This window comes from Thalassovita sp. (genome assembly GCF_965218685.1).
In the GTDB taxonomy this organism is placed as follows: Bacteria; Pseudomonadota; Alphaproteobacteria; order Rhodobacterales; family Rhodobacteraceae; genus Thalassobius.
This window is the reverse complement of the sequence record NZ_OZ244657.1, coordinates 2,912,680-2,935,491: the sequence shown is the minus strand read 5'-3', so window position 1 is coordinate 2,935,491 and position 22,812 is coordinate 2,912,680. Positions and strand designations below refer to the sequence as shown.

The following is a 22,812-nucleotide window of genomic DNA, read 5'->3' as shown; positions in this document are numbered from 1 at the left end:
GCTCGCGCTGTCCCGCGTAGCTACAGTACAGGACAGAACAGAAATTGGACGCGCACAGTTCGAGTGCGCACAGGGCTGGGCGGGAGCGGAGCATGGACAGGAGCAAGACTGAACTATGCCGGGGGATCGAACAGCGTCTCAAGTTCGTTGAACCTCGATTGTTCTGGGAGGGGCGTTTAAGCATTACATGCTGCTGAGAGTGCAATGACCATATGCAAGGAAATGCATCGATAGAAAAAAGTGACTCGAGAATGAATACTCTTGGATCAGAAAGCGTAAGGAAAGCGTAGGAGCGAGAAGTGGTGGAAATTTCGGAAAGAGAAGAAAAAATGCGCTCCTCGCTGATCGAGATGGCAATTGAGGGTTGGAGGTTTTCAAGAACATTCTCTCGAATGATAGAAAAGCTCGATGCTGGAGAATCCAATCGATACGTGAATCAACTTAGATACTACCAGAAACGATTGGCAGAAAATTTGGAGGGTAACGGCTTACGGATCGTTAACCTAGAAGGTCAGCCGTATGACCCAGGTCTTCCCGCTTCCGCCCTCAACATAACAGATTTTGGACCAGACGACGTATTGATTGTCGATCAAATGGTGGAGCCGATTGTAATGGATGAAGAGGGGGTGCGGAAGTCTGGTACCGTGATGGTGAGGAAAGTGGAACAATGAAGTATGTCGGGATCGATCTGGGCACCACGAACAGTGCCATTTGCTCTTATGACGGCGAAGTCGTCCGGCTCTATAAGAGCCCAGAGCAACATGACGTTACACCTTCAGCAATCTTTATAGATCGGCGCGGCAATAAATATGTGGGCTCCAGGGCTTACAATAATGCTGCCCGTAATCCTGATAACGCCGCAACACTCTTTAAGCGGCTGATGGGAACCAGCACCCCTATCAAGCTTCCAGCTGTTGACATTGTTTTAACGCCTGAGGAATGCTCTGCCGAAATTCTCCGTGTTCTGTTCGGCTATCTTCCAGAAGAAATCCGAGGCGATGGCGATACGGGGACCGTGATTACTGTGCCCGCTGCATTTAATCAGATGCAGAAGGATGCGACAATGTCAGCTGCGGACTCAGCTGGGATAGGGCGAGTGGCTTTGATGCAAGAGCCCGTCGCTGCGGTGATGAGCGTCATGCAGCAGCGAAAGTCCGACGGCATTTTTGTGGTTTATGACATCGGCGGTGGTACTTTGGACGTCGCTATCGCGGAAAGCATTGCTGGCCGGGTAAATCTCCTGGCGCATGGCGGGATCGCCATGTGTGGAGGACGTGACTTTGACCGGATTCTCTTTGACAGTGTTATAAAGCCATGGCTCTTTGAGAATTTCAGCCTTCCCGACGACCTTGTCGTCAACGGCAAATACAAATCGCTATTACGGATGGCGACTTGGGCCGCAGAAAAGGCTAAGATCGAACTTTCACAGAGAGAAAGTGCGATAATAAGTCTTCCCGAAACAGAGCTTGGCGTTCGGGATGAAGCGGACGAAGAGATGTACATCGATATTACCGTCGGGCGCGACCTCTACGATTCCCTGATTGCGCCAAAGGTTGATGAATCAATCATGGCAACTCGGGAAACGCTCGAAAAAGCGGGATTATCGCCCCATGATGTGGAAAGAATAGTATTTGTTGGTGGCCCTGCACAATACAAGCCACTGCGCGACAAGGTTGCATTCGAGCTCGGCATTGCGGCATCGACTGAGGTGAACCCAATGGCTGCAGTCGCTGAGGGAGCGGCCGTTTTCGCGGAGTCGATTGACTGGTCGTCACAGGGGCGGGGACGAAAGAGCTCAAGAGGCGCAATTAGCGCTGGTGCGCAGCTGGATCTCAATTTCAATTATATTGCTCGGACGCCCGACACCCGCGCACGTGTCGTCACGAAGGTTGGAAGTGTTTCGCCGGACGGCCTCGAATTTCAGATTGATAGTCTCGACACCGGCTGGTCATCGGGGCGTCAATCACTGACTGACGGTGCATCGGTAGAACTGTCGCTTTCGAAGCCCGGTCAAAATGCCTTCAAGGTATTTGTTTTCGATTCAAATGGTGCGCCGATAGCCCTGCAAGAAGACAGGATCATAATTACGAGGACCGCGGCGAGTGTTGATGCTATTCCTGCATCTCACTCGATTGGAGTTGAGGCGAGAGAGAAGGTCGGCGGCCGTGCAGTACTTGACTACCTAGTGCGAGAAGGTGATCAGCTTCCGAAGAGAGGCAGAAAGGCCTTTAAGGCTGCGGAGTCATTAAAATCGGGCAGCTCAAGTTCGATCAAATTCAAAATTTGGGAAGGGGATATTTCGGAGCCAATCACCGACAATCGATTTGTAGGCATGTTAGAAATTAAGGGTTCAGATTTCGATGATGGAGTGATTGCGGCTGGAGCTGAGCTCATTTGTGAGTACGAAATGTTGGATTCGGGTGGTATCCGCTTAGAGGTGGAGGTTCCATCAATTGGGGCATCATTTGAAAATACTCGCAACTTCTACTCGAGCCAGGAAGGGAGAATTGACTACACCAATCAAGCCAAGAACATCCAAGAGCAGACTGATCAAACTTTGGATCGCTTGAATGAGATTGCTTCCACGGTCGCTGATGAGAGATTGGATCAGGCGCGGCAAAAGCTTGAAAGCGCTACTTCAGCGCAGAGCAACCAAGGGGATCCTGAAGCCGCAAAGCAAGCGATGGACGATGTGCAGGAAGCTCGGAGGCTCTTGGCGCAGACCCGCAATAGCCATCGCAGGGAGATACGCCAGCTTGACTTGGACAAAACGATCGGAGTTTTTGACTCTGTAGTTCGGGGCATGGCTCGTCCGACCGAAGTGTCCAGTTTCGATAACCTAGCCAGAACGGCGCAAAGATCGATCGACAATGGAAGTAGCGATTTTGAGAGTCTACTCGACGATCTACGTGGCCGTGTGGCTGCGATCTTGTGGCGGCAAGACGGTTTCGTAATCGATCGATTTAGGTGGATGAGCCAAGAGCCCCACCTCTTCCCTGACCAAGAAAAACATGCAGAACTCGTGGCAGAAGGGACGGCAGCACTTAACGCTGACGATATGGATATGTTGCGTGCGGTGGTCGCCCGATTGGACGGCGAGCGTATTGGGGCCGGTCCTGAGGATGATATGCTGGCAAGCGCAAATATCCTTAGGAGTTAACGCGATGACGAAGGACGCTTGGCTCCCCGTGGGATTTCGTTTGGTGGACGGTACTTGTGTCCAGAATGTGCAGTTCCAAGGAGCTGACTGGCAAATTGTTGGCTTAGTCGATGGGGGGCGCGGCCTTCTTGCTCGCGACGAACTTTTTAGAAAATGGCTCGAAGGCGGTTTGGTAGATGAAGGTGTGTTCAGTTGTTTTGAATTCGGTCACGAAAGGATCTGGTTCGCCTCAAGTGGATGGGAGCAAACGTTGCGGCCTGTTACCGAGCCCTCGGCGATCAAGTCGAAGTCAGATGCTTTGTCATTCGCGCTTGCTCTGAAAGCTACGAGGCAGGCAGGTTGCGAAGATGGGCTGCAAGATGCCATATTCTTTGAAAAAATAACGAGGTTGCTTCCAACCTATAGCATTTCTGCAATGACTTCAGATGATTTTGTCCTTGGTTATTGGATGACCGGAGGCCGAAATATTTCCGCATCATCAATAAGGCGGCTGGACCAGTCAATTGTTTGGTTGAGCGCCTCCCAAATACGCGATGTTGTAGTTTCAGCGGGCTTCCAGCCGAATGAAGTAGTAATTAATGAGGTCGATAAAGGCGGCGTTGATGCGGTTAGCAACAAGAACCTGACATATGCGAAAAAAGATGATGAAGAGAATCTGCCAGCCGCGGCGGAGTTTGAACTTCCCGGACGCCCGGAATTGGCGAAATTCTTCAACGAACACATTGTCGATCTGATAAGGCATCAGGAGAGATATCGAGCGCTGGGGATAGATTTTCCTTCAGCGGTTATCCTTCATGGCCCCCCTGGATGTGGCAAAACCTATGCGGTCGAGCAGCTCGTTGAGTTTCTGGGCTGGCCGAGCTTTCAAGTAGATGCCTCCAGTATTGCCAGTCCATATATCCATGAGACCAGCAAGAAGGTCGCCGAGGTATTTGAGAGGGCGATGGATAGTGCGCCATCAGTTCTCGTTATTGATGAAATGGAGGCTTTCCTGGCGGATCGTGACATGGGCTCAGGGCATCACCGCGTTGAGGAGGTTTCGGAGTTTCTGCGACGAATCCCAGAAGCGGTTGCGCACCGGGTCCTAATCATTGCCATGACAAACCGGATTGACATGATTGATCCTGCGATCCAGCGGAGAGGTCGTTTTGATCACATTGTGAAGGTTGATTTTGCGAGTGAAACTGAAGTTTTGGCACTTATGGAGAAGCTAGTTGGCTCGTTGCCCGTCGCTGAAGATGTAAACGTAGCGCCATTGGCTAAAGAGCTGCAAGGTCGCCCCTTGTCAGACGTAGCATTTGTCGTGAGGGAGGCAGCGCGCCTTTCTGCCAAGTCTGGAAGAGCAGACATCGATCAAGCAAGCCTTGTCCAAGCTTTGAACTCAGTACCAGCGCGTGAACGTGAGGGTGGTGAGCAAAAACGAAAGATTGGATTTATCTGAGGAGGAAGCTCTTGAGCGAAAATGGCGACGAAAAGAAGCCCGGCAAGAGAGGATTTTCCGGCCTCAACTCTTTGGTCTCCGAGGTAGACCAAAAGGCACTGGAGTCCTCGAGTGCCAGAAAGAAGCAATCGGCTCCATCTCCAGGAGTTCAGAAACCCCATAGGCAAAACCCTGAGCCCAACCGATCTTCGGAAGAAGGACGTTTGCCAGCCAGTCCCAGATCGGGAAAACCTGCCTCAACTTCGTCTACAAAAAAGTGGCTCGTTGGAGTAGCCTGCCTGGTTGGTATTATCTGGTGGATAAACGAGTCCTCTGTCGGACCAACATCGCCATCCGGAGGGTACCAGACTTCGCCAAGACCGACGGTCGCGAGCCCATCAACTCTAAGTACGCCGAGTCGCCCCGCAGAAGTGCGTCCTCCCGTTGGCGACAACAACGTGCTTTCCGTCACACAGTTACATTATTGCCTAGCAGAGGACATCCGATTGGAAGGAGCACGAAGTTCGGTGAACAACTACGACGGTGCCGCGGTTGATCGTTTCAATGCGATGATAAGTGACTACAACATCAGATGTGGAAGCTTTCGCTACCGTGCTGGAAGCCTCGAGCGCGCCCGTCGTGCAGTGGAAGCGTTCCGGGCACAGTATGTTTCCGAAGGTCGGAACAGATTCTGATGGCAGGAAAGAACAGAATTATATGAGCTTCGCAATTTGCTATAAATGTGGTGCAAGAAAATCCGGGGCACTCGTCGCCTGCTCTCAATGTCAAGCGGTGCCGCGTAATATTCAAGAAGCTTCCCTATCGCTGGCGCTGTCGGATTCTCTATCAAGCGAACACGAGCTCTCTGTTTACTCAGGGGCCATTAAGAGCGGAGAACGCTTGTCGATTCCTGGTGATGTCTTGTCACGCGCTTCCGATGCGATGTCTGACCCGCAGCTGAAGTCAATGATACTCGGTGAAACACGTGAAGCGGCAGCCGCAGATATGGTGCCGGCAACCAAAAGCCGAACCACGCCAGCACTTGAGGCCAGTTCGGTCGCGAAGGTGACCAAGCCTCAATATCATCTTGAGACTACCGACCTGCATCAATCTCCGTTTGCGATCCTCGGCGCAACAATACGAGATGATCGTCGCCGCATTGTCGAACTTGCTGAAAACAAATCCTTGGAGCTTGACTATGACGTTTGTCAAAAGGCTCGTGGTGATCTGACCAATACTCGTACCCGATTGAATGCAGAGATGGCATGGCTGCCCGGCGTCTCGCCAAGAAGAGCAGAGCAGTGCTTGCAGCAGTTGTTGAATGACCCAATGGCCATTCGTGAGGAGTTCGGGCTGCCGACACTCTCTAGCTTGAATCTGCAATCAGCAGCATTTTCCGCGGTTGACGAGGATCACGATCCCGATGACTTGGTCGATTTTATCGTGGATTTCGCGCATTTGGCCGAGGATTTGGACGCGGAAGAACTAATTCGGGACATAAATGAAGAGCGGGCGGTATCTGGCTTTCCCCAAATTAACAATATTACTCAGATCGAATCCGAATTGCTGGAGCGGCGGCGTTATTATCGAAATACAGTGAAAGACTGTCTTAATCGCCTTCCGCCACGATCTTTGATCAGCGTGATGACTAAGCTTCTCGAAGAAACAACATTTGGGGGTGAGGAGCACGCGCCGCACTTGGTGGACGATCTGGTGGATAGTTATGAAACAGAAACGCAGGGAGTGCTTGAGGCGGAAGCGGACAATATTCAGAAGCTGTTGGATAGTGCAAATAGGGCTGCTCCTACTGGCGAGGTTGCCACTAAACCTATCATCGACAATCTTCTTGAGGTGGCTCGGAACTGGGATAGCATCGCGCAGCCAATTCAATTGAGTGCAAAGGCAAGAGGTATCGATCACATCCCAAGTATGGATATTGCATATAGCATTCGGGGATTGGCCATTGATCTATTCAACGAGTACGGCATGCTCGAGCAGTCGCGAAGACTGACAACGCTGCTACAGGAACTGTTTGTTGAACTGCCAGAGGTTTCAGAGCACCTAGAAAACGACGCTGACGCTCTGGCCGACATCGCGTCCGCACAAGCTCAAGCCAAGGCGAACAGGGCGCAGTGGGAGCGCGATATTGCCTACCAAGTTGATGTGGGTGCGGTTTTCAAGGAAACTTTGAGCATCTCATCTACGGGAGTTTCGTGGAAAGGAAAGAACTACCCGCTTGAAGCAATCACTCGCATCCGATGGGGCGGCGTTCGTCACTCCGTCAATGGAATTCCTACTGGCACCAATTTTTCGGTGGCCTTCGGTGACAGGAGGTCGGAAGCTGTTGTCAATATCCGTAGAAAGGAGACCTACGGCACATTCGTGGACAAGCTTTGGCGCGCCGTCGGTGTCCGGCTCATTTCGGAAATGATGGAGGATCTCAAGGCTGGACGTACGATTACGATTGGTGCGGCCGTGATCCATGATGACGGTGTGCTTCTAGAAAAGCACAAGTTTTGGGGCGCCAACGAGAAGGTTAAGTGCTCGTGGTCGCAAGTTAAGATTTGGAGTGCGGACGGATCATTTTGTATAGGCTCGAAGCAGGACGAGAAGACTTATGTTGCGCTTTCTTACATTGATGTCGCGAACACTCATTTGCTTGAGCAGATTATCCGTATGGCATTCAAAAAACCTGGCATGAAGAGAATAAGCGATCTGCTAACGTAGCGAACAGGGAGGCGTACATGAAGTTCCTTTCCAAGATTTTTGGTGGCGGCGAGGCAAAGAGGGATGACGCAGCTCTGCGAGCTGCATTTGATCGCATCCAGCGCATTCTGGAAGATGAAGATTTTCAGCTTGAAATGGTTAATCCCGCAATTCGAGATATGCTTAAAACTGCTCCCGCCTACGATAAAAAGCCGGGTGGAACAGGAGAGTTTGGATACTCAGAGACTAACCCAGTGCCAGTGAATGGTCCTATTGGCGAACTCGCCTATCTTTCAAGATTAGAGGCCGGGCCTGGAAAGCGATTGATGTTTCACCGTCTGGGGTCATTGGACACGCTGGATGTTTTTGAGGCGGTTACTTTTGATGGCAGCCAGTGGTTCATTCTCTATCTCGACATGTATCACTCTAAGAGATCGAAGCTGGCTCCCGAGGGGCTGCACTTCACCAGCGAAGTTCCGCAATTCTCTGGATTCCACACATACTGTAAAGGCTTCCCTTATGATTTTATTGAAATGAAGGGTGCGGAACAGAGTTCCGATCTCAGTTTTGCGTACATTCCTATCAGCAAGGTATCACGCTATCTGGAGGAAAGAGTGTTTAACAGGCCTCTCGCGCACAAAGCGAAACTGGAACTGCTGGAGCCGCGCTTATCGAGGTTCATTGCATAACGGCTCGCGGTTGCTAAAGATACCGCCACCCACACTCGTCGAGCGGACAAGCGGATCAGTGCGACGATATTCGACTCTCCACGAGGCTGTTGCAGTTGTAGAGGCCAGCTATTGCGAATCCTTGCTATAATCGGCCTCTCAACATTCCTTTCACTTTGGGCAAAAAACACCAACGTGACCGCAATGAAACGGTCGGAAAATTAGCCAAAGATCCTACCAGAGTTTACGCGATGCAAGTTATCGGCAAATTCCTGAGGTCCCATGTTCCCCAAAAAGCCATCCCCTAAACCACGCGGCGTTCCTCTCGACGACCTGGAAGCTGCTCTGGCACCGACGACACTAAAGGCAACGAGGAAGGGGGACGCACTCATCGTCGTGAACGACAATCTCACGACGCGAGTAGAGGTCGAGGCTCCCGATAACCCCGATGCCGGGGATGCCGTGATATCTGCGATCGTGACGATCAAGACGCAGCTGCCGTCACAGCTTGCTGCGCTGACAGGGAAGCCGGGCTTCGCAAACATGATCAATCGGATGGCTACTCTTGGCGCCGTGACTGAGGAGAGCGGCCAATTCTATATTGGTTCTCGGCTTACAGTCTATGAGGGAGAAAACGCGTGGGACGTGCAGTTCGGCCTCATTCTGTTTACGATTATCGCAGCCGCGGACACCATGCTGGGTGCAATGCGTCGCACGTTTTCAAGTGAACCACCTCGCAAGTCCGAGCCCTCTTCTTGGACTGAGCAAGACTTTCGCTTCGCACAAGAACAGCTCTCAAGGATTTGTGTCTGCACTCCTGGTGGCCTCAGTTTGACCGCCGAATTTGGCCTTCGTTCGGGCGAACTCAGCGCCGCAGTCGGCGACAGGCATACCGCTCTTTGGCAGATGATGGCGGACCAACCTCACCCTGAAATGGGCAGCGGGCTCTTCTGCCTTCTGAATATGCCGCAGACTTTTGAGGACGAAAACAAGCTAAGCTCTGTCCTCGCTGAGTTGAATCGCATGGAAATGAAGGGGCACGATCTTCCACCGCACTTCGGCGCTTGGTGCGTTGGTGGTAGGCAGAATAACCCAGCCTACGTAGCCTTTCTGCCAAACGCGTTGCATTCATCGCGCGGGATTGCACTCAACATGTCGATTTGGGCGATGAATCGGGCTCAGATCGCTGATGCGATGTTGCGGACATTGTAAAATTGTTGAGCTAATAGGCAGCTAATGCACCCGAAGGTGCTCAAGCGAAATGGAATTTTGCCCCGGCCGAGCATGATAGGTGACGAGGGGCCCATCGAGTCCTGCGGAGTAGTCCAGACAAAGTGCATTTTCAGCCTGCATAAGCGGGCTACCCGTCATCCAGTAATGGCCAAAAAATACGGGTGCTGCGTCGCTTGGGTAGGCGGAGGTCAAAACATCGTCAGGCAGTTCACGGTCTGGTAGCTGTTCTGGATTTGGCACCGAGATTGCAATGTCGCGCCATGAAACCGCTCTTCCGTCCCACCACTTCCTGCGAACCTCTCGTCTCTCGTGACCACCCTTGTCGACGAAGAAGAAGCCATCGGGCAGCTGAAGTTCAGGGCCTTTGAGAGCGGTTTCGACAAACTCGAACAGCGCATGCCCTTTGTCCGCGGCCTTGATCAGCTGATCCTCTGACATGACGCCGTTCCTGGTCAGCGCTTTCAATTCTTGGATGCCTGCTTCGTTCCAGCACGCATGTACCGCGCGGAAACCGTCGAACTCGAGATAAAGAGGAAGGGTTCGCATCCAGGCGATGGCTTCATGGGCGTCTGACGACCCCAATGGGAACTCCTGCAGAAATGACGCGTGCTGAGCCATGTTCTTTTCGGAGTGAGCCCTGAGAGGCCCGTTCTCATCCCAGGTGTGGAAATGTATCGCGTTCAGTTCATGGTTTCCCATCACAGCAGACGCAGAGCCGGCATCGATCATTCCCCGAACGATACGGATGACCTCCCGGTTGTCGGGTCCACGGTCAATGAAATCACCAAGAAAGACCGCATGACGCTTCGGGTCACGATGCCGCCACGCACCGCGCCTTTCGGAGTATCCAAGACCGCGGAGAGCCCCTCTCAGTTTTCCTGCCTGTCCGTGAATGTCAGGAATTATATCGTACATTCAGCGTTCCTTTCATTATTTTTGGTTTCTGCTCAACGCCCTAATTGACGCTTCTCATTCGTCGTCATCGTTTGAAGACTGTCTGATTTGCTCTTCGAGCCATTTTTCATTTTGGTGATCGAAGTATGCTGCGAGCTCGGGGTAAAACTCTGAGGACGCTGTCGCAAAATTGAAGATTTCGTCGGCATTGGACCCATCGAAGTTCAAATCCCTGTAGTCATTGATGAGCCCGTTTTCGTCGATGATGGAAATCACCTGGCGCATCGACAGTGGGCTCTTGGCCCATCGCGGCTTGACGACGAACCGTTCTGGCGGTTCCTGCTCCATGTATTCATCGACCAGTCGGAAATAGATCCGTTCCCCAGAGCGCCGTGCCCTTATCGAAAAGACGTCCATCGTTACCGATCGCAAGGTGACCCGCGCTATCTCCACTTCATCCGGGCGGAGAGGGGGGAGATACTCCCCGCCCATGAGCCAGGGATGGATTGAACCTTGTATTGATCGGGCCGTGCTATCGAGCGTTGGTTCGGTGGGCACGGCGAGGTCTGATCCCGAGGCAGCCTCATTCTTGGCTGCTTGCCTCCGAAGCTCTCCGGTGATGTGGCTTCCGAAGTAGGAAGCCAGGCTTTGTGGGCCCCAGTAGGATTTTGGTCTGAAATCGAGATCGAACTCTTCGAACATCATGGATTCTCCAGCATTTTTTGCATCTTTTCCAAATTTCAATGTTCAGGCAGCCAGCCTTGCTGTCTGGCGTACGTGGCGGCGCCTACAGCCGGCAGATGGGCCCAGTTGAGATCCGACGGCCGCATCTCGATGCCGTATTCTTCGTTCCAGGCCCGCCCACATCGGTTGCACTTGTGGCCATCGGTCAAGCCGTGCATCCAGATCATCTCGACGTCCCAGCTTCCGCAAATACACAACGCCCGCGGGGGAAGGGTGCCTTTTCGTACACAGCAGGTCATCGTTCCGCCTCGCCGAAAGCGTTGCCGTCGTCGATGACGAGCCAACTCGTACGCTCAGCCACTTCAGCCCGGAGATGAGGCAGACACCAGTCACCATCGAGCTTGGCCGTCGCGTATCGCGGTGTGCTCGGGTGTTCTCCCAGTTCAAGCCCTACGTCCGGGATACGGGCGCCAAAGGGGCCGGTGATTTGATCCCTGAAGAGATCGTAGAGAAGGTCGTGAGCTTCTGTCTCGGGCCTGTAGTTTGCATGCCAGATACGAAAGGCGGGATCTTCGAATTCGGTCGGCTCGTAGAGATCGTCTTCCGCAAACCAGCCCTCTTCGATCATTCGCCAGTGATCCGGCTGTTGCAGGACGAGTTCAGTGCCGGGGCCGAAAGCCCGCTCAAGGGCCTCTGGCTTGATCAGTTTCGATGGCGATTCTGAGCCGTCGCTGAAAAGCAGTAACCGGCCGTCACCAGTTGGCTTCGTGAACAGTGTCCGTACCCGCGGCTGGGCCTTCAGAGGCAAACGGACGTCCCGTTCGTTCGCCGCATGAACAGCCAATGGGCTCGATGCCGTTGCAGCAGTTGTGACGATAAAATCTCGACGTGTAATCATAGCGGTCTCCTCGTTCGAGACCGGCAGGACAATCGCTTGTGGATGAGGCCAACCCATTCGTTGCCGATCTGGCCGCATCCCCTTTCGGGCGACCACCTTGCCGGGTTTGGCAGGTTGGCGGAGGCATAGCCTCACTCTTGATGCACTACTTGATCTATGCGCGATCGCTCCGAATTTCAATGGTCGGGTGCCGATCGATATGTTTCTTTCCGCAGCTTTTCGAAAGGATACGCAGTAGAGGACACTGGCAGCGGAGAGAGTTCGCTACTAGTTCGATTCCCACCGCCATCCACCCCGAACGGCATTTTCTTAATTGAACATATGTGCTGCTGTTATGCGGTGCGCCTTCGGCGCGCTGGATGTCTCGTCGCCCGCCGGTGGCGGGCTCCTCGGGGCTGGGGGCGGTGCCCCCAGGGTGCGCGTGGTCAGCGGGACTGCCTGCGCACGCGGTCTTGCAGCTCTTCTATGATGTCCCGGCGGACGGTGACGCCCTGGGGTTCTGACAGGCTGTCGGGGACCTTGGCGTAGGGGTCGTCGAAACTGGCGCTGAGGGTTTGACCATAGCGTGTCAGGATTTGTTGCAGGCTGCCATCGTTGCGCATTTGGGTCAGAAGCTCTTGGAAATCGCTTTCGGCCAGGCTGTCCATGTGGCGCAGGGCGATGGTCAGGGGATAGCGCGCTTCGATGTCCAGAATGTCCGTCGAACGGGTGTCAAAACGCAAGTCCGGGTGTTGGCTGCGGAACCAGCCGAGTGCGAGTGAGCTGACGACCCCGGCCTGCACCTTACCAGCAGCGATCGCGGACAGGATGGCGCTGTCAGACCGATAGGCGACTCGCGGGTCCGCGCCCAGATCCAGCAGGCGGAAATGCGCCAGCGTGGTCGAGGGCACGGCCACAAGCATGCCCGCCAGGTCCTGCGGTGTGTCCAGCCGGGTGCCGGGCGCGAAGGCGAGCAGAATCTCGACATCTGTTAGGCTTTGCAAGTAGCGCGCAAACCCGCCCGGTTTGGGGTCGCGCGCGACGCCCAGGATCATGTCGCATTCAGTATAGCGCGCCTGATAGCCCGCCCAGATCCACTCGATCCGCAATCGGACGCCCAGCCGCTTGGCCATTTCCTGGGTGATTTCCAGCTGATAGCCGGGGTTTTCGCCATCGCTGCTGACGGGCAGGGCATCGCGGTTGGCGCAGACGGTCAGCACGCCGGCTTGCTGGATGTCCTTGGCGTCACGCGCTGCCAAAGGCTTGGCCATTGGTGTGGCCAGCGTCAGGATCAGGGCGGTCAGAAACGCTAGTCGCATGTTTCCAGCCGTCCCAGCGACATCAGGAAGGCGACCAGCTCCCAGCGTTTTTCCTCGCTGAACGCATCCGCCCATGGGGGCATGAAGAACGAGCCGCTCTCTAGACCTTCAGAGATGGTGAAGAACAGATACTCGGGGTCGAAATCGCGGCATTGCAGTTTGCGGTGTTTGCCGCCGATGCCGTTGGCGCCATGGCAATAGGTACAGTTCTGGGCAAAGCGCAGGCTGCCGTTGTCGATATGATCTTGGGCCATCAGGTCGATGGGGCTGTTGGCCTGTGCGGGCAGGGCAGGGGTCGTCGCGGTGACCAGCGCCATGCCAAGGGTTGCGATCAGGTTTTTCATGGTGGGGCCTCTGGTGTTGGGAAGGGGCGGGCCGCATGTGGCCCGCCCCGTTGTCATCAATTCAGGGCAAAGGCGATCAGAGCCGCACCGCCCGGCAGGCCGACAATGTCGGGGAAAGCCGAGGCCATAAAGCCGGGCGCATGGCTGCCAAGACCCGACGGGACCAGCAGATATTGCTTGCCATCCGCGCCATAGCTGACGATGCCCGAGCGGATGCCCGATCCGGTGTTGAAGCTCCAGACTTCGTCGCCGGTCTGGTCGTTATAGGCACGCACAACACCGTGCACGTCGCCGTTGAAGACCAGCCCGCCAGCCGTGGCCAGAACCGAGCCCAGACCGGGGATGTCATAGTCAACCGACCATTTGACCTCGCCGGTGATCGGATCGCGCGCGTCCAGACGGGCGCTGGCTTTCTGACCCGGAGGATCAACGGCTTCCAGCACGGAAACACCCAGGTACAGACCAGCCAGGCCGACCTCTTCGTGGTCCTGGGCCGAGGCGACGATGCGGTTACAAACCTCCATCGCGTTGGTGTACCAAAGCCCGGTATCGGGGCTATAGGCGCCGTGGTTCCAGCTGCGAACGCCCAGCAGATAAGGGCACAGAGTGATTTCTTCGCCCTCTTTGGGTTCGTTGCGGCCGTGCAGCTCGCCGGTTTTGGGATCAATGCTTTCGACCCAGTTATAGGTCTGAGACAGCGGCCAGACATTGACAACCGAGCCGTCCTCTTTGTTCAGCACAGACACGAAACCACCTTTGTTCAGGTGAAAGATCACATCCTTGCCATCATGTTGGATGGTCACGGCCTCGTAGGCGGAATCGTAGTCCCAAACGTCGTGCGGCACCTCTTGGTGGAACCATTTCAGATCGCCCGAGGGCGCGTCGATGGCCAGAACCGAGGCGGTGTATTTGTTGTCGCCTTTGCGGGCCTTTCCGAAAAAGTCAGGCGCCGCGTTCGAGGTGCCGATGATGATCGCGTCACGCTTGGCGTCATACTGGCCGGGCATCCATGCGCCGCCGCCGCCAACCTCGCCGGTATCACCGGGCCAGCTTTCAGGATCATCGGAAATGGTGTCGAAGGTCCAGGCCGGTTCACCCGTCAGGGCATTCACGGCATAGATCTTACCACGCTGAGGCTGGTCGCCCCCGGTGGTGCCGCCATAAAGGATGTCGCCTGCCAACTGGGGCGGCGACGAGAACAGGCAGCCATAGCATTCTTTCAGGTTGGTGATCTGGCTGGACCACACGACCTTGCCGGTTTTCTGGTCCAGCGCGATGAAACGCCCATCAAGCGAGCCCAGATAGACCTTGCCATGGCCTACCGTCACCCCGCGCGAGGCGGCCTGGTAGAACACCCGGCGCACGATCGGGTCCAGATCGGGCTGATAGTGCCAGATGGTTTCGCCCGTGGTGCCGTTCACGGCATAGACGTTGTTGTTGGGGCCAACGTAATACACGATGCCATCCACCACGATGGGCGTGGCCTGCAACCCGTGCTGGATGTCGCCGGGTTGGTGAATCCAGGCGACCTTCAGGTCCTTGATCGTGTCGGCGTTGATCTGGTCCAGCGGGCTGTAGCGCCAGCCATCATCGGTGCGGTGATACTTGGGCCAGTCCGCGGCGTTGTCGGCGCTGGCCACCAACGGCACCAGCGCGGTAAGGGCCGCGGCTGCGGTGCCGATTATACGGTTCAACATAGTTTCCTCCCTATGGTTTCGCGGCCCCGCTGGGTGCAGGTCCGCGTCAATAGGGCAAGCAACAGCCGTGCCACGCCGCATCTAATCAGGGTAATGCGTCTTTAAAAGCAAAGACTTGTGCCTGGTGATCCGGTGCCAGAAGGCTGTTGGCACAACTGTTGCTCGTACTCGCCTGACGGGTTTTGTCTGCGAAACATGCAGCCCGACCCGTCGCCAATTGGGAGGAAAAGAATGAATCAATCAGAAACTCAATCGCAAAGCCTGGCCGGAAAGACAGCCCTTGTCACCGGGGGCAGTCGTGGGATCGGCGCCGCCATCGCGCAGCGCCTGGCGCAGGCTGGGGCGAATGTTGTGATCACCTATCAATCCAACGCCGAAGCCGCAGACAAGGTTGTGGCCGCGTGCAAGGGTTCTGGCGCTCAGGCGCGTGCGGTGCAATGCGATGCGGGGGACGTCAAATCCGGGCAAGCCTTGGTGGCCGATCTGGGCTCGCTGGATATCCTGGTGAACAATGCGGCCGTGCTGACGGCGGTGGACCTGAAAGAATGCGACGAGGCCGCCTTTGACCAAAACATTGCGGTCAATCAGAAGGGTGTTTTCTTTCTGACGCAAGCAGCGGCCAAGGCGATGGGCCCGGGCGGGCGGATCGTCAACATCGGCTCGATTTTCGGAGAAACCGTGCCCTTTCCGGGGATTGACCTGTATTCAATGACCAAGTTTGCCATGGCCGGGCTGACCCGTGCCTGGGCGCGCGATCTGGCCGAGGATGGGATCACCGTGAACTGCATCCAGCCGGGGCCGATCAATACGGACATGAACCCCGAGGACGGTGCCCTGGCCGAGGCGATGCTGCCGCGCAGCCCCATCGGCCGCTATGGACGCCCCGAGGAGATTGCCGAGATGGTTGCTTATCTGTGTGGGCCCAACACCGATAATGTCACGGGATCCGTGCTTAACAATGATGGGGCGTGGAACGCGTGACCTAAAAAGAGGGCGCAGGAAACTGCGCCCTTCGTCATTTCAGCCGGAACGGATGTCCCGAGGTGTCCAGACGCGCTTTGACAGCGGCGGTGACAAGGGTGATATCCTCGGCCCCGCCCATGCCGACATCGGTCAGACCGCCTTTGACCACGGTCACGTCCACGCTGCCAAAGGGCAGGGCATCTGCCACGGCCTGACGGTCCAGACCATCGGGATCGGGCGTGCCAATCGTTACTTCGACCTGCATTTCCGAGGGGTGTTTGTAGCTGTAGAACACGGTTAAAGAGCTGTGCCGGATCGCGTCAGAGATCGCGCGCAGCGCGGCTTTGGTCTGGTCTTTGCCATGAACATCGGCGCCCATGCCCAGCTCCAGGATCAAGGGTTCTGTCATCTCAGCTCTCCTTTTCGACATCGAAGGACACCGAGACGATGGCATTGGCCACGATGGTCACGCCGCCTCGCATCTCGACATCCAGACCGCCCTGAACCGCCTGGGCGCTGACGGTACCAACAGGGGCACGGGCGCGGACGGCCTCAAGATCGACCAGGTCCGGCTGGCCAACGCCGACGCGGATATCCACGATCATCGCCTCGTGCGGAAACCCAAAGGCGGGGGCGACGGACAGGAAATTGCGGTGCAGGGCATCGTCAACAGCGCGGCAGGCAGCCTTGGTATAATCCTGCCCCTTCAGATCCGTGCCCATGCCCATCTCAACAGCGAATTGTGTTTTCGGCATCTCTCTCCTCCGGTTTGGACGCCGCAAATGGGCGTCTACTCTTTTTCCAGCAACACTCGTGCCAAGTGGTGAACGGCCGTGTGAAGCAGTACCGAAAACAGCGCCAGAACGATCAACGCGGCGAACATCAGGTCGATTTTTGCCCGTCCATTGGCCAGCAACATCAGATAGCCCAGCCCCTTGCTGGCGCCGACCCATTCACCGATCACCGCGCCGATGGGGGCATAGACCGCCGCCAGACGCAGCCCCGAGGCAAAGCCGGGCAGCGCGGCGGGAATGCGGATGTGCCACATCATTCGCCAGGGGCTGGCGCCCATCACCTTGGCCAGCCCCAGCCAGCCGGGGTTGGGCCGCATCAACGCATCAAAGAACGAGGACGTGACCGGGAAATAGATGATGATCAGCGCCATCAGAACCTTGGACCAGAGGCCAAAGCCGAACCAAAGCGTCAGGATCGGGGCCAAGGCAAAGACAGGGATCGCCTGGCTGAACACCAGCATTGGCCGCACCAGCGCCCGCGCCATGGGCGAGGCCGCCAATGCGATGGCAGACAACCCGCCCAGGATTGCGCCCAAGGCCAGTCCGATCAGCACCTCGGTCAGGGTGACAAGACTGTGCTCCCATATCAGGGCGCGGCTTTTCCACAGGGTTTCGGCCACCAGCAGGGGGCCGGGCAGGATAAAGCGCGGCAGCTCGCCGATCCAGACGATGGCTTGCCACAGCGCGATCGCGATCAGGGCCGAGGCCGCACCGGCCTGCCAGGGTTTCATGCGGGCACCATGCCGGCAACAGGAAAGCCCGCCCAAGCGGCGTCAAAGAAGTCCCGCTCCAGCCGAACGGCCGTTTGGAAGGTCTGTTCGACCTCTGCTTTGGCTGCGTCATCCAGCGTGGGCCAGACCTGGTCCAATTGGCCGCGCAGATACTCGACTACGCTTTCAAACCCTTTGCCCGCGTGCAGCGTGATCCACTCGCCCAGCCAGAAAGGAAGTTCGTCCGCGCGGTCCTCGAACGGGCTGGCCCAGTCCAGATAGATCCATTCGGCCACCACCAGAACGGCCAGCATAATCTCGTACCGGCCCGAGTGGCGGGCGTCCGCCATCAGCTGTTGGAAAGCCAGGGTCTGAGGTTCGGGCAAAGCATCAGATTCGGCTGACAATTCTTTGAAACTTCGTAAAAAATAGGTGTTTTCAGGGCCGGTAATGACGGCCAGAAATTGCGCGGCGGGAACACTGTCGGCCAGCGTGGGCGCATGGGCAATGGCCGAGGCCAGCAGGCGCACAAATCCGTCGATAAACAGGTAATCTTGTTGCAAGTACCCCACCATCCGTTCGCGCGGGATCGAGCCATCAACCAGCGCATTGGTGAATGCATGAGTGCTCGCGGCCTGCCAATCCTCGGCGGCCAGGGATTTCAGGTGGTCGGTCGGGCGCATCAGTCGTCCTCTCTTAGGCGTGTCAACAGGCGGGCCTGGGTTTGCAATACTTCGGGCGCGTCCACGGCGCGGGGAACGGGGCCGGGCGGCGGCTGGAATTCCTGCATAGCGTCAGGGGACATCAACAGGATCTGGTGGCCCAGACGCGCTGCCTCGGCCGGGTCATGGGTGACCAACAGAACGGTGCGGTCCTGCAAAAGTTCGGCAGCCAATTCCTGCATCCGGGCGCGAGTGCGGGCGTCCAGCGCCGAAAAGGGCTCGTCAAGCAGGACCACCGGGCGGTCCTCCATCAGGGTGCGGGCCAGGGCCACGCGCTGGCGTTGCCCGCCAGATAATTGCGAGGGTTTGGCCATGGCACGATCCCCCAGCCCGACACGGGCCAGAACGTCGGAAACGCGGGCCGGGTCAGCACGGTCGCCGCGCAGTTTCGCGCCCAGACCCACATTGCCGGCAACAGTCAACCAGGGCATCAGCAGATCATCCTGCGCCATCAGCGCCACGCGGCCAGCCAGCGGGCCATCTGTGGCGCCCAGATCGCCCTTGAACGTGATGGCCTGCGCCAGGTCTGCAAACAGGTTCAGCACCGTGGATTTGCCCACCCCGGACGAGCCCAGAAGGCAGGTCCACTGACCCGCGGGGATGGATAGATCCAGCCCCGAGAACAGCGGCGTGCCGTCATACCACGCCGATCCACGCAAGAAGAGGCCGGGGGGCTGGGTCATGGTTTCAGCCCCATGTCCCAGAATCCGACTTCAAGTCGTGTGGCCGTGGTAAAACGGTCGCACAGGGCCTGCCAGCGTGGCGATTGCTCGGGGGTGTCCCCGATACGGTTGGCGACAGCCATGTCGATCAGGGCGCCCACTTCGGTGCAGACCCCTTGGTATTCAGCGCCGCCATAGGTGCGGATCCAGTCGCCATACGCCGAGCTGTCCGCATGGGGCAGCAGCGCCGCGCCGATCTCTCCATAGCCCAGAACGCAAGGGGCCAGGGCGGCCAGCAGGTCAAGAAAATCACCTGAATGGCCTGCATCCAGCACATAGCGCGTATAGGCCAGGTTTTCGGTGTGTTCTTCGGTGGCGAACAGCTGATCCTCGGAGATGCCAGCCGCCGCGCAGGTCTGAATATGCAGGGCGATTTCTTCGTTGATCAGCGCGTTCACCGTGCCAGCGCACAGACGCATTTCCTCGACCGTCTGCGCCTTGGTGATCGCCAGCGCCCAGGCGCGCGAGAAATGGATCAGGAAAACGTAATCCTGTTTCAGATAGTGCAGGAAAGCGTCACGCGGCAGCGATCCATCCTGAAGCCCCTGAACAAAGGCATGGCGGGTGTAGGCGGGCCACTGGGGACCCGCCGCATCGCGCCATTTGGGAAAGACGGTGCCGTAGCTCATTCCGCCCCCAGATCCACGGCCAGATCAGACACCGCGCGGGTGCCCTCGACCAGACCAGCCTCGGCCAGGAAGGCCTCGAAGCGGGTATAGCGGCCCTCGTCCAGCGCCTCGGGGCGCAGGGCAAAGCGGGGCAGGGTGTCGGCCCAGGCCATCTCGTTCAGCTGGTCCTGCAGCTCGGTCGAGGTGCCCGAGAAAATCTCCCAGCTTTCTTGCGGGTGGTTGACGATGAACTGGGTGGCCAGTTCGGTTGCGCGCAGGAAACGGCGCAGCTGATCGGCGTCCATTTTGTCGGGGTTGGCGACATAGATCAGCTCGTCATAGGTGGGCACGCCTTCCTCTTCGATGTAGAAACACTTGCCCTCGACGCCCTCAATGGTCATCTGGTTCAGCTCGAAATTTCGGTAAGCGCCCAGAACGGCGTCAACCTGCCCCGACATCAGCGAGGGCGACAGCGACCAGTTCACGTTCACCAGTTCGATGTCCGACATGGTCAGCCCGTGCTTTTCCAGGATCGCGGTCAGCAGGGCCTCTTCCACGCCGGCAACCGAATAGCCGATCTTGCCGCCCTTCAGATCGGCGATGTTTTTGATCGGACCATCCTCAAGCACCAGCAGACAGTTCAGCGGGGTCGCGACCAGCGTGCCAACGCGTTTCAGCGGCAGGCCTTGGGCGACTTGCAGGTGCAGCTGCGGCTGATAGGAAATCGCCAGTTCAGCCTTACCCGCAGCCACCAGTTTCGGCGGGTCGGACGGATCAGCGGGGGCCACGATCTCGACCTCAAGGCCCTGATCGGCGAAATAGCCCTTTTCCTGCGCCACGATGATCGGCCCGTGATCGGGGTTGACGAACCAGTCCAGCAGGACGGTCATCTTGTCGGCCGCAAAGGCCGGGGTCGCGGCCAGCAGGGCGGCGCTTGTCAGTAGGTGTTTCAGCATGGGGTCTTCTCCTGTTTAGTCGGTGCTGTCGCCAAGGGCGATCAGCGCGATGTTTCCGTCCCAGTTTTGTCTAAGCCGTTCCGCAGCCTGCCAGGCACGCAGACCCGAGCGGCAGGCCAGAACGATACGTTCTGCATTGGGGGTCAGGTGGTCGAAATCGCTCACCTCGTGGCGGGTGGCACCGCGCAGGGCGGGGCCGGGCTCGTCCGCGGCGCGCAGGTCCACCAGAAAATCGGTTTGGGTAATGTCACGGGCGGCGATGAAGCTATGGCCCATGGGCGGCTCTTCGGCCTTGTCAAAGCGGAAACCGCCAAAGCGCAAGGCAGTGGCGTCATAGCTGACGAGCTTGCCCATCGGGGTGCGGTCGCCGGTCAGAACGGACATGGCCATCTGTACCTGCAGGCTGCCGATCACCCCGACCGAGGCGCCCATCACCCCATCCGCATCGCAGCTGCCCAGCCGGGCGGGCAGATCGGGGAACACCGCCCGCAACGAGGGCGCGCCGCCGCAAAATCCGCCGCAATAGCCCTCGGTTCCCACAACCGAGGCGCTGATCAGCGGGATGCCCGCGCCAAGGCAATGGTCCGAGGCCACGTATGAGGCGGCGAAACTGTCGGCGCAGTCCAGCACCAGGTTCATGCCATCGCACAGATCGGCCGCGCTTTCGGGGTCAAAGGCGGTAACAAGCGCCTCGACCCGGCTGTCGGCATTCAACTGCCGCAGATGCGCCGCGGCGGCCAGCGCCTTGGGTTGGCCGATGTCGCCCGCGCGAAACAGGGTCTGGCGGTGCAGATTGCTGAGCTCGACCCGATCAGGATCGACCAGACGGATATGGCCCACGCCAGCGCCAACAAGGTATTGCAGCGCCGGCGCACCCAAGCCGCCCGCACCGATCACCAGCACACGGGCGCGGCGCAGGGCGTCGTGCCCATCTGGGCCAATAACGGCGATCTGTCGGGCATAGCGGCTCAAGATGTTGCCCTCAGCCATTCACGGACGCGATCCTCGGGGGCGTCATTCAGGGTGATGTCGGTCACGGCCGAAACCACGTCCGCGCCAGCATCAAAAGCGCCTTGGGCGCGGTCCACCGACATGCCGCCGATGGCGATCAGGGGGATATCGCCGATGATCTGTTTCCACTCGGTCAGCTTTTCCAGCCCCTGCTGGTGCCATTTCATTTTCTTCAGGATCGTCGGATAGACAGGGCCAAGCGCGACATAGTCGGGGTTCAGGGCAAGCGCGCGGTCCAGCTCGGCCCGGTCATGGGTGGAAATGCCCAGTTTCAGGCCCGCTGCGCGGATCGCGTCAACGTCAGCTTCGTCCAGATCCTCTTGGCCCAGATGCAGCCAGTCGCAGCCCAGCTCGATCGCCAGTTGCCAATAATCATTCACCACCAGTGTGGCCCCATGTTGCGCGCACAAATCGCGCGCCTCGGCCAGTTGGGTGCGCACCCCGTCCAGGGGCTGATTCTTGATCCGCAGCTGTACCAGTTTCACGCCCAAGGGCAGCATCCGGTGCAGCCATTTGACGTCGTCAAAGATCGGATAGAAGGGATGCAAGCTCATGCCAGGAACGCCTTTCCCAAAACGGGGGTCGAGGGCGCGGCCATGTCGCGCGGGGTCATCGGATCGGCCTCGTATGCCAGCCGACCAGCGTCCACCGCACGCCCGAATGCCTCGGCCATCGCCGCGGGATCACCCGCCTTGGCAACGGCGGTGTTCAGCAGCACTGCGTCAAAGCCCATCTCCATCGCGTGGGCCGCCTGGCTGGGCAGGCCAAGGCCCGCATCAATCACCAGGGGCACGTCCGGGTAATGCGCGCGCAGGCTGCGCAGCCCGTATTTGTTGTTCAGCCCCAACCCGGTGCCGATGGGTGCGCCCCAGGGCATCAGAACCTGGCACCCGGCTTCCAGCAGGCGGTCACACAGAACCAGATCCTCGGTGCAATAGGGGAAGACCTGAAACCCATCGTCGGTCAGGATTTTCGCTGCCTCGACCAGTCCGAACGGATCGGGTTGCAGGGTGTCGGCATGGCCGATCACCTCGAGCTTGATCCAGGGCGTGTCGAACAGCTCGCGCGCCATCTGGGCGGTGGTCACGGCCTCGCGCACGGAATGGCAGCCAGCGGTGTTGGGCAGAACGGCGACGTCCAAGTCTTTGATCAGTTGCCAGAAATCCTGACCGGCGCGGTCGCCGCCAGCCTCGCGCCGGACCGATACCGTGGCGATCCCTGCGCCCGAGCGGCGGAAGGCATCGGCCAGAATGGCGGGCGAGGGGTACTGCGCCGTGCCCAGCATCATGGGCGATTGGATCGTGGTTCCGTAGAATGTGGGCAT

General features: G+C 57.6%; 23 protein-coding genes and 1 riboswitch. Of the genes, 7 read left to right on the top strand and 16 right to left on the bottom strand.

All coding sequences use genetic code 11. The features are described from left to right. Positions 1-302 precede the first annotated feature (302 nt). The 6 genes from ACOQOQ_RS14445 (at position 303) to ACOQOQ_RS14420 (ending at position 9,166) form a co-directional block, all read left to right on the top strand. A complete protein-coding gene (locus ACOQOQ_RS14445) occupies positions 303-671 on the top strand; it encodes a hypothetical protein (RefSeq protein ID WP_420567692.1) in 369 nt (122 codons plus the stop codon). Beyond that, a complete protein-coding gene (locus ACOQOQ_RS14440) occupies positions 668-3,160 on the top strand; it encodes an Hsp70 family protein (RefSeq protein ID WP_420567691.1) in 2,493 nt (830 codons plus the stop codon). Before ACOQOQ_RS14445 ends, ACOQOQ_RS14440 begins: the two co-directional genes overlap by 4 nt. Before the next feature lie 4 nt (positions 3,161-3,164). After that, complete coding sequence (locus ACOQOQ_RS14435; RefSeq protein WP_420567690.1) at positions 3,165-4,601, top strand: ATP-binding protein; 1,437 nt, start codon at positions 3,165-3,167, stop codon at positions 4,599-4,601. A gap of 555 nt (positions 4,602-5,156) precedes the next feature. Continuing rightward, a complete protein-coding gene (locus ACOQOQ_RS14430) occupies positions 5,157-7,307 on the top strand; it encodes a hypothetical protein (RefSeq protein ID WP_420567689.1) in 2,151 nt (716 codons plus the stop codon). Between the two features lie 17 nt (positions 7,308-7,324). Then, entirely contained in the window at positions 7,325-7,975 is a 651-nt protein-coding gene (locus tag ACOQOQ_RS14425) for a hypothetical protein (RefSeq protein WP_420567688.1), read from the top strand. Between the two features lie 261 nt (positions 7,976-8,236). After that, entirely contained in the window at positions 8,237-9,166 is a 930-nt protein-coding gene (locus ACOQOQ_RS14420) for a hypothetical protein (RefSeq protein ID WP_420567687.1), read from the top strand. A 21-nt stretch (positions 9,167-9,187) separates the two neighbouring features. Here ACOQOQ_RS14420 and ACOQOQ_RS14415 read toward each other — a convergent pair whose 3' ends face one another. From ACOQOQ_RS14415 to ACOQOQ_RS14390, 6 genes are all read right to left on the bottom strand, one after another. Further along, on the bottom strand, positions 9,188-10,102 hold the full coding sequence (locus ACOQOQ_RS14415; RefSeq protein ID WP_420567686.1) for a metallophosphoesterase: 915 nt from the start codon (positions 10,100-10,102) through the stop codon (positions 9,188-9,190). A gap of 54 nt (positions 10,103-10,156) precedes the next feature. Continuing rightward, positions 10,157-10,786: a hypothetical protein gene (locus ACOQOQ_RS14410; RefSeq protein WP_420567685.1), complete on the bottom strand. Its 630-nt coding sequence runs from the start codon at positions 10,784-10,786 to the stop codon at positions 10,157-10,159. Positions 10,787-11,060: 274 nt separating this feature from the next. Next, positions 11,061-11,663 carry a hypothetical protein gene (locus tag ACOQOQ_RS14405; protein WP_420567684.1) on the bottom strand — a complete coding sequence of 201 codons (603 nt, stop codon included), beginning with the start codon at positions 11,661-11,663 and terminating at the stop codon, positions 11,061-11,063. A 46-nt stretch (positions 11,664-11,709) separates the two neighbouring features. Further along, a riboswitch (SAM-I-IV-variant riboswitch) is annotated at positions 11,710-11,812 on the bottom strand. Positions 11,813-12,088: 276 nt separating this feature from the next. Further along, on the bottom strand, positions 12,089-12,961 hold the full coding sequence (locus ACOQOQ_RS14400; protein ID WP_420567683.1) for a substrate-binding periplasmic protein: 873 nt from the start codon (positions 12,959-12,961) through the stop codon (positions 12,089-12,091). Next, a complete protein-coding gene (locus ACOQOQ_RS14395) occupies positions 12,952-13,305 on the bottom strand; it encodes a c-type cytochrome (protein ID WP_420567682.1) in 354 nt (117 codons plus the stop codon). The genes ACOQOQ_RS14400 and ACOQOQ_RS14395 overlap by 10 nt, the downstream gene beginning before the upstream one ends. 56 nt (positions 13,306-13,361) lie before the next feature. Continuing rightward, positions 13,362-15,002, bottom strand: coding sequence for a pyrroloquinoline quinone-dependent dehydrogenase (locus ACOQOQ_RS14390; protein ID WP_420567681.1), 1,641 nt, complete (start codon positions 15,000-15,002; stop codon positions 13,362-13,364). A 231-nt stretch (positions 15,003-15,233) separates the two neighbouring features. Between ACOQOQ_RS14390 and ACOQOQ_RS14385 the strand changes: the two genes are divergently transcribed. Continuing rightward, entirely contained in the window at positions 15,234-15,983 is a 750-nt protein-coding gene (locus ACOQOQ_RS14385; RefSeq protein ID WP_420567680.1) for an SDR family NAD(P)-dependent oxidoreductase, read from the top strand. A gap of 34 nt (positions 15,984-16,017) precedes the next feature. Here ACOQOQ_RS14385 and ACOQOQ_RS14380 read toward each other — a convergent pair whose 3' ends face one another. The 10 genes from ACOQOQ_RS14380 to ACOQOQ_RS14335 are packed head-to-tail and all read right to left on the bottom strand — an operon-like array spanning position 16,018 to position 22,812. Continuing rightward, positions 16,018-16,374 carry a Lin0512 family protein gene (locus ACOQOQ_RS14380; protein WP_420567679.1) on the bottom strand — a complete coding sequence of 119 codons (357 nt, stop codon included), beginning with the start codon at positions 16,372-16,374 and terminating at the stop codon, positions 16,018-16,020. 1 nt (position 16,375) lies between these two features. After that, positions 16,376-16,720, bottom strand: coding sequence for a Lin0512 family protein (locus tag ACOQOQ_RS14375; protein WP_420567678.1), 345 nt, complete (start codon positions 16,718-16,720; stop codon positions 16,376-16,378). Between the two features lie 35 nt (positions 16,721-16,755). After that, complete coding sequence (locus ACOQOQ_RS14370; protein WP_420567677.1) at positions 16,756-17,490, bottom strand: ABC transporter permease; 735 nt, start codon at positions 17,488-17,490, stop codon at positions 16,756-16,758. After that, the gene (locus ACOQOQ_RS14365) at positions 17,487-18,152 is read right to left on the bottom strand and encodes a TenA family protein (protein ID WP_420567676.1); all 666 of its coding nucleotides are present in this window, start codon (positions 18,150-18,152) and stop codon (positions 17,487-17,489) included. Before ACOQOQ_RS14365 ends, ACOQOQ_RS14370 begins: the two co-directional genes overlap by 4 nt. Beyond that, the gene (locus ACOQOQ_RS14360) at positions 18,152-18,874 is read right to left on the bottom strand and encodes an ABC transporter ATP-binding protein (RefSeq protein ID WP_420567675.1); all 723 of its coding nucleotides are present in this window, start codon (positions 18,872-18,874) and stop codon (positions 18,152-18,154) included. The genes ACOQOQ_RS14365 and ACOQOQ_RS14360 overlap by 1 nt, the downstream gene beginning before the upstream one ends. Continuing rightward, a complete protein-coding gene (gene tenA / locus ACOQOQ_RS14355; protein WP_420567674.1) occupies positions 18,871-19,542 on the bottom strand; it encodes a thiaminase II in 672 nt (223 codons plus the stop codon). The genes ACOQOQ_RS14360 and tenA overlap by 4 nt, the downstream gene beginning before the upstream one ends. Continuing rightward, entirely contained in the window at positions 19,539-20,477 is a 939-nt protein-coding gene (locus ACOQOQ_RS14350) for an ABC transporter substrate-binding protein (RefSeq protein ID WP_420567673.1), read from the bottom strand. The genes tenA and ACOQOQ_RS14350 overlap by 4 nt, the downstream gene beginning before the upstream one ends. Before the next feature lie 15 nt (positions 20,478-20,492). After that, on the bottom strand, positions 20,493-21,467 hold the full coding sequence (locus tag ACOQOQ_RS14345; protein WP_420567672.1) for a ThiF family adenylyltransferase: 975 nt from the start codon (positions 21,465-21,467) through the stop codon (positions 20,493-20,495). Beyond that, the gene (locus ACOQOQ_RS14340) at positions 21,446-22,042 is read right to left on the bottom strand and encodes a thiamine phosphate synthase (RefSeq protein WP_420567671.1); all 597 of its coding nucleotides are present in this window, start codon (positions 22,040-22,042) and stop codon (positions 21,446-21,448) included. Before ACOQOQ_RS14340 ends, ACOQOQ_RS14345 begins: the two co-directional genes overlap by 22 nt. Continuing rightward, a complete protein-coding gene (locus ACOQOQ_RS14335) occupies positions 22,039-22,812 on the bottom strand; it encodes a thiazole synthase (protein ID WP_420567670.1) in 774 nt (257 codons plus the stop codon). The genes ACOQOQ_RS14340 and ACOQOQ_RS14335 overlap by 4 nt, the downstream gene beginning before the upstream one ends.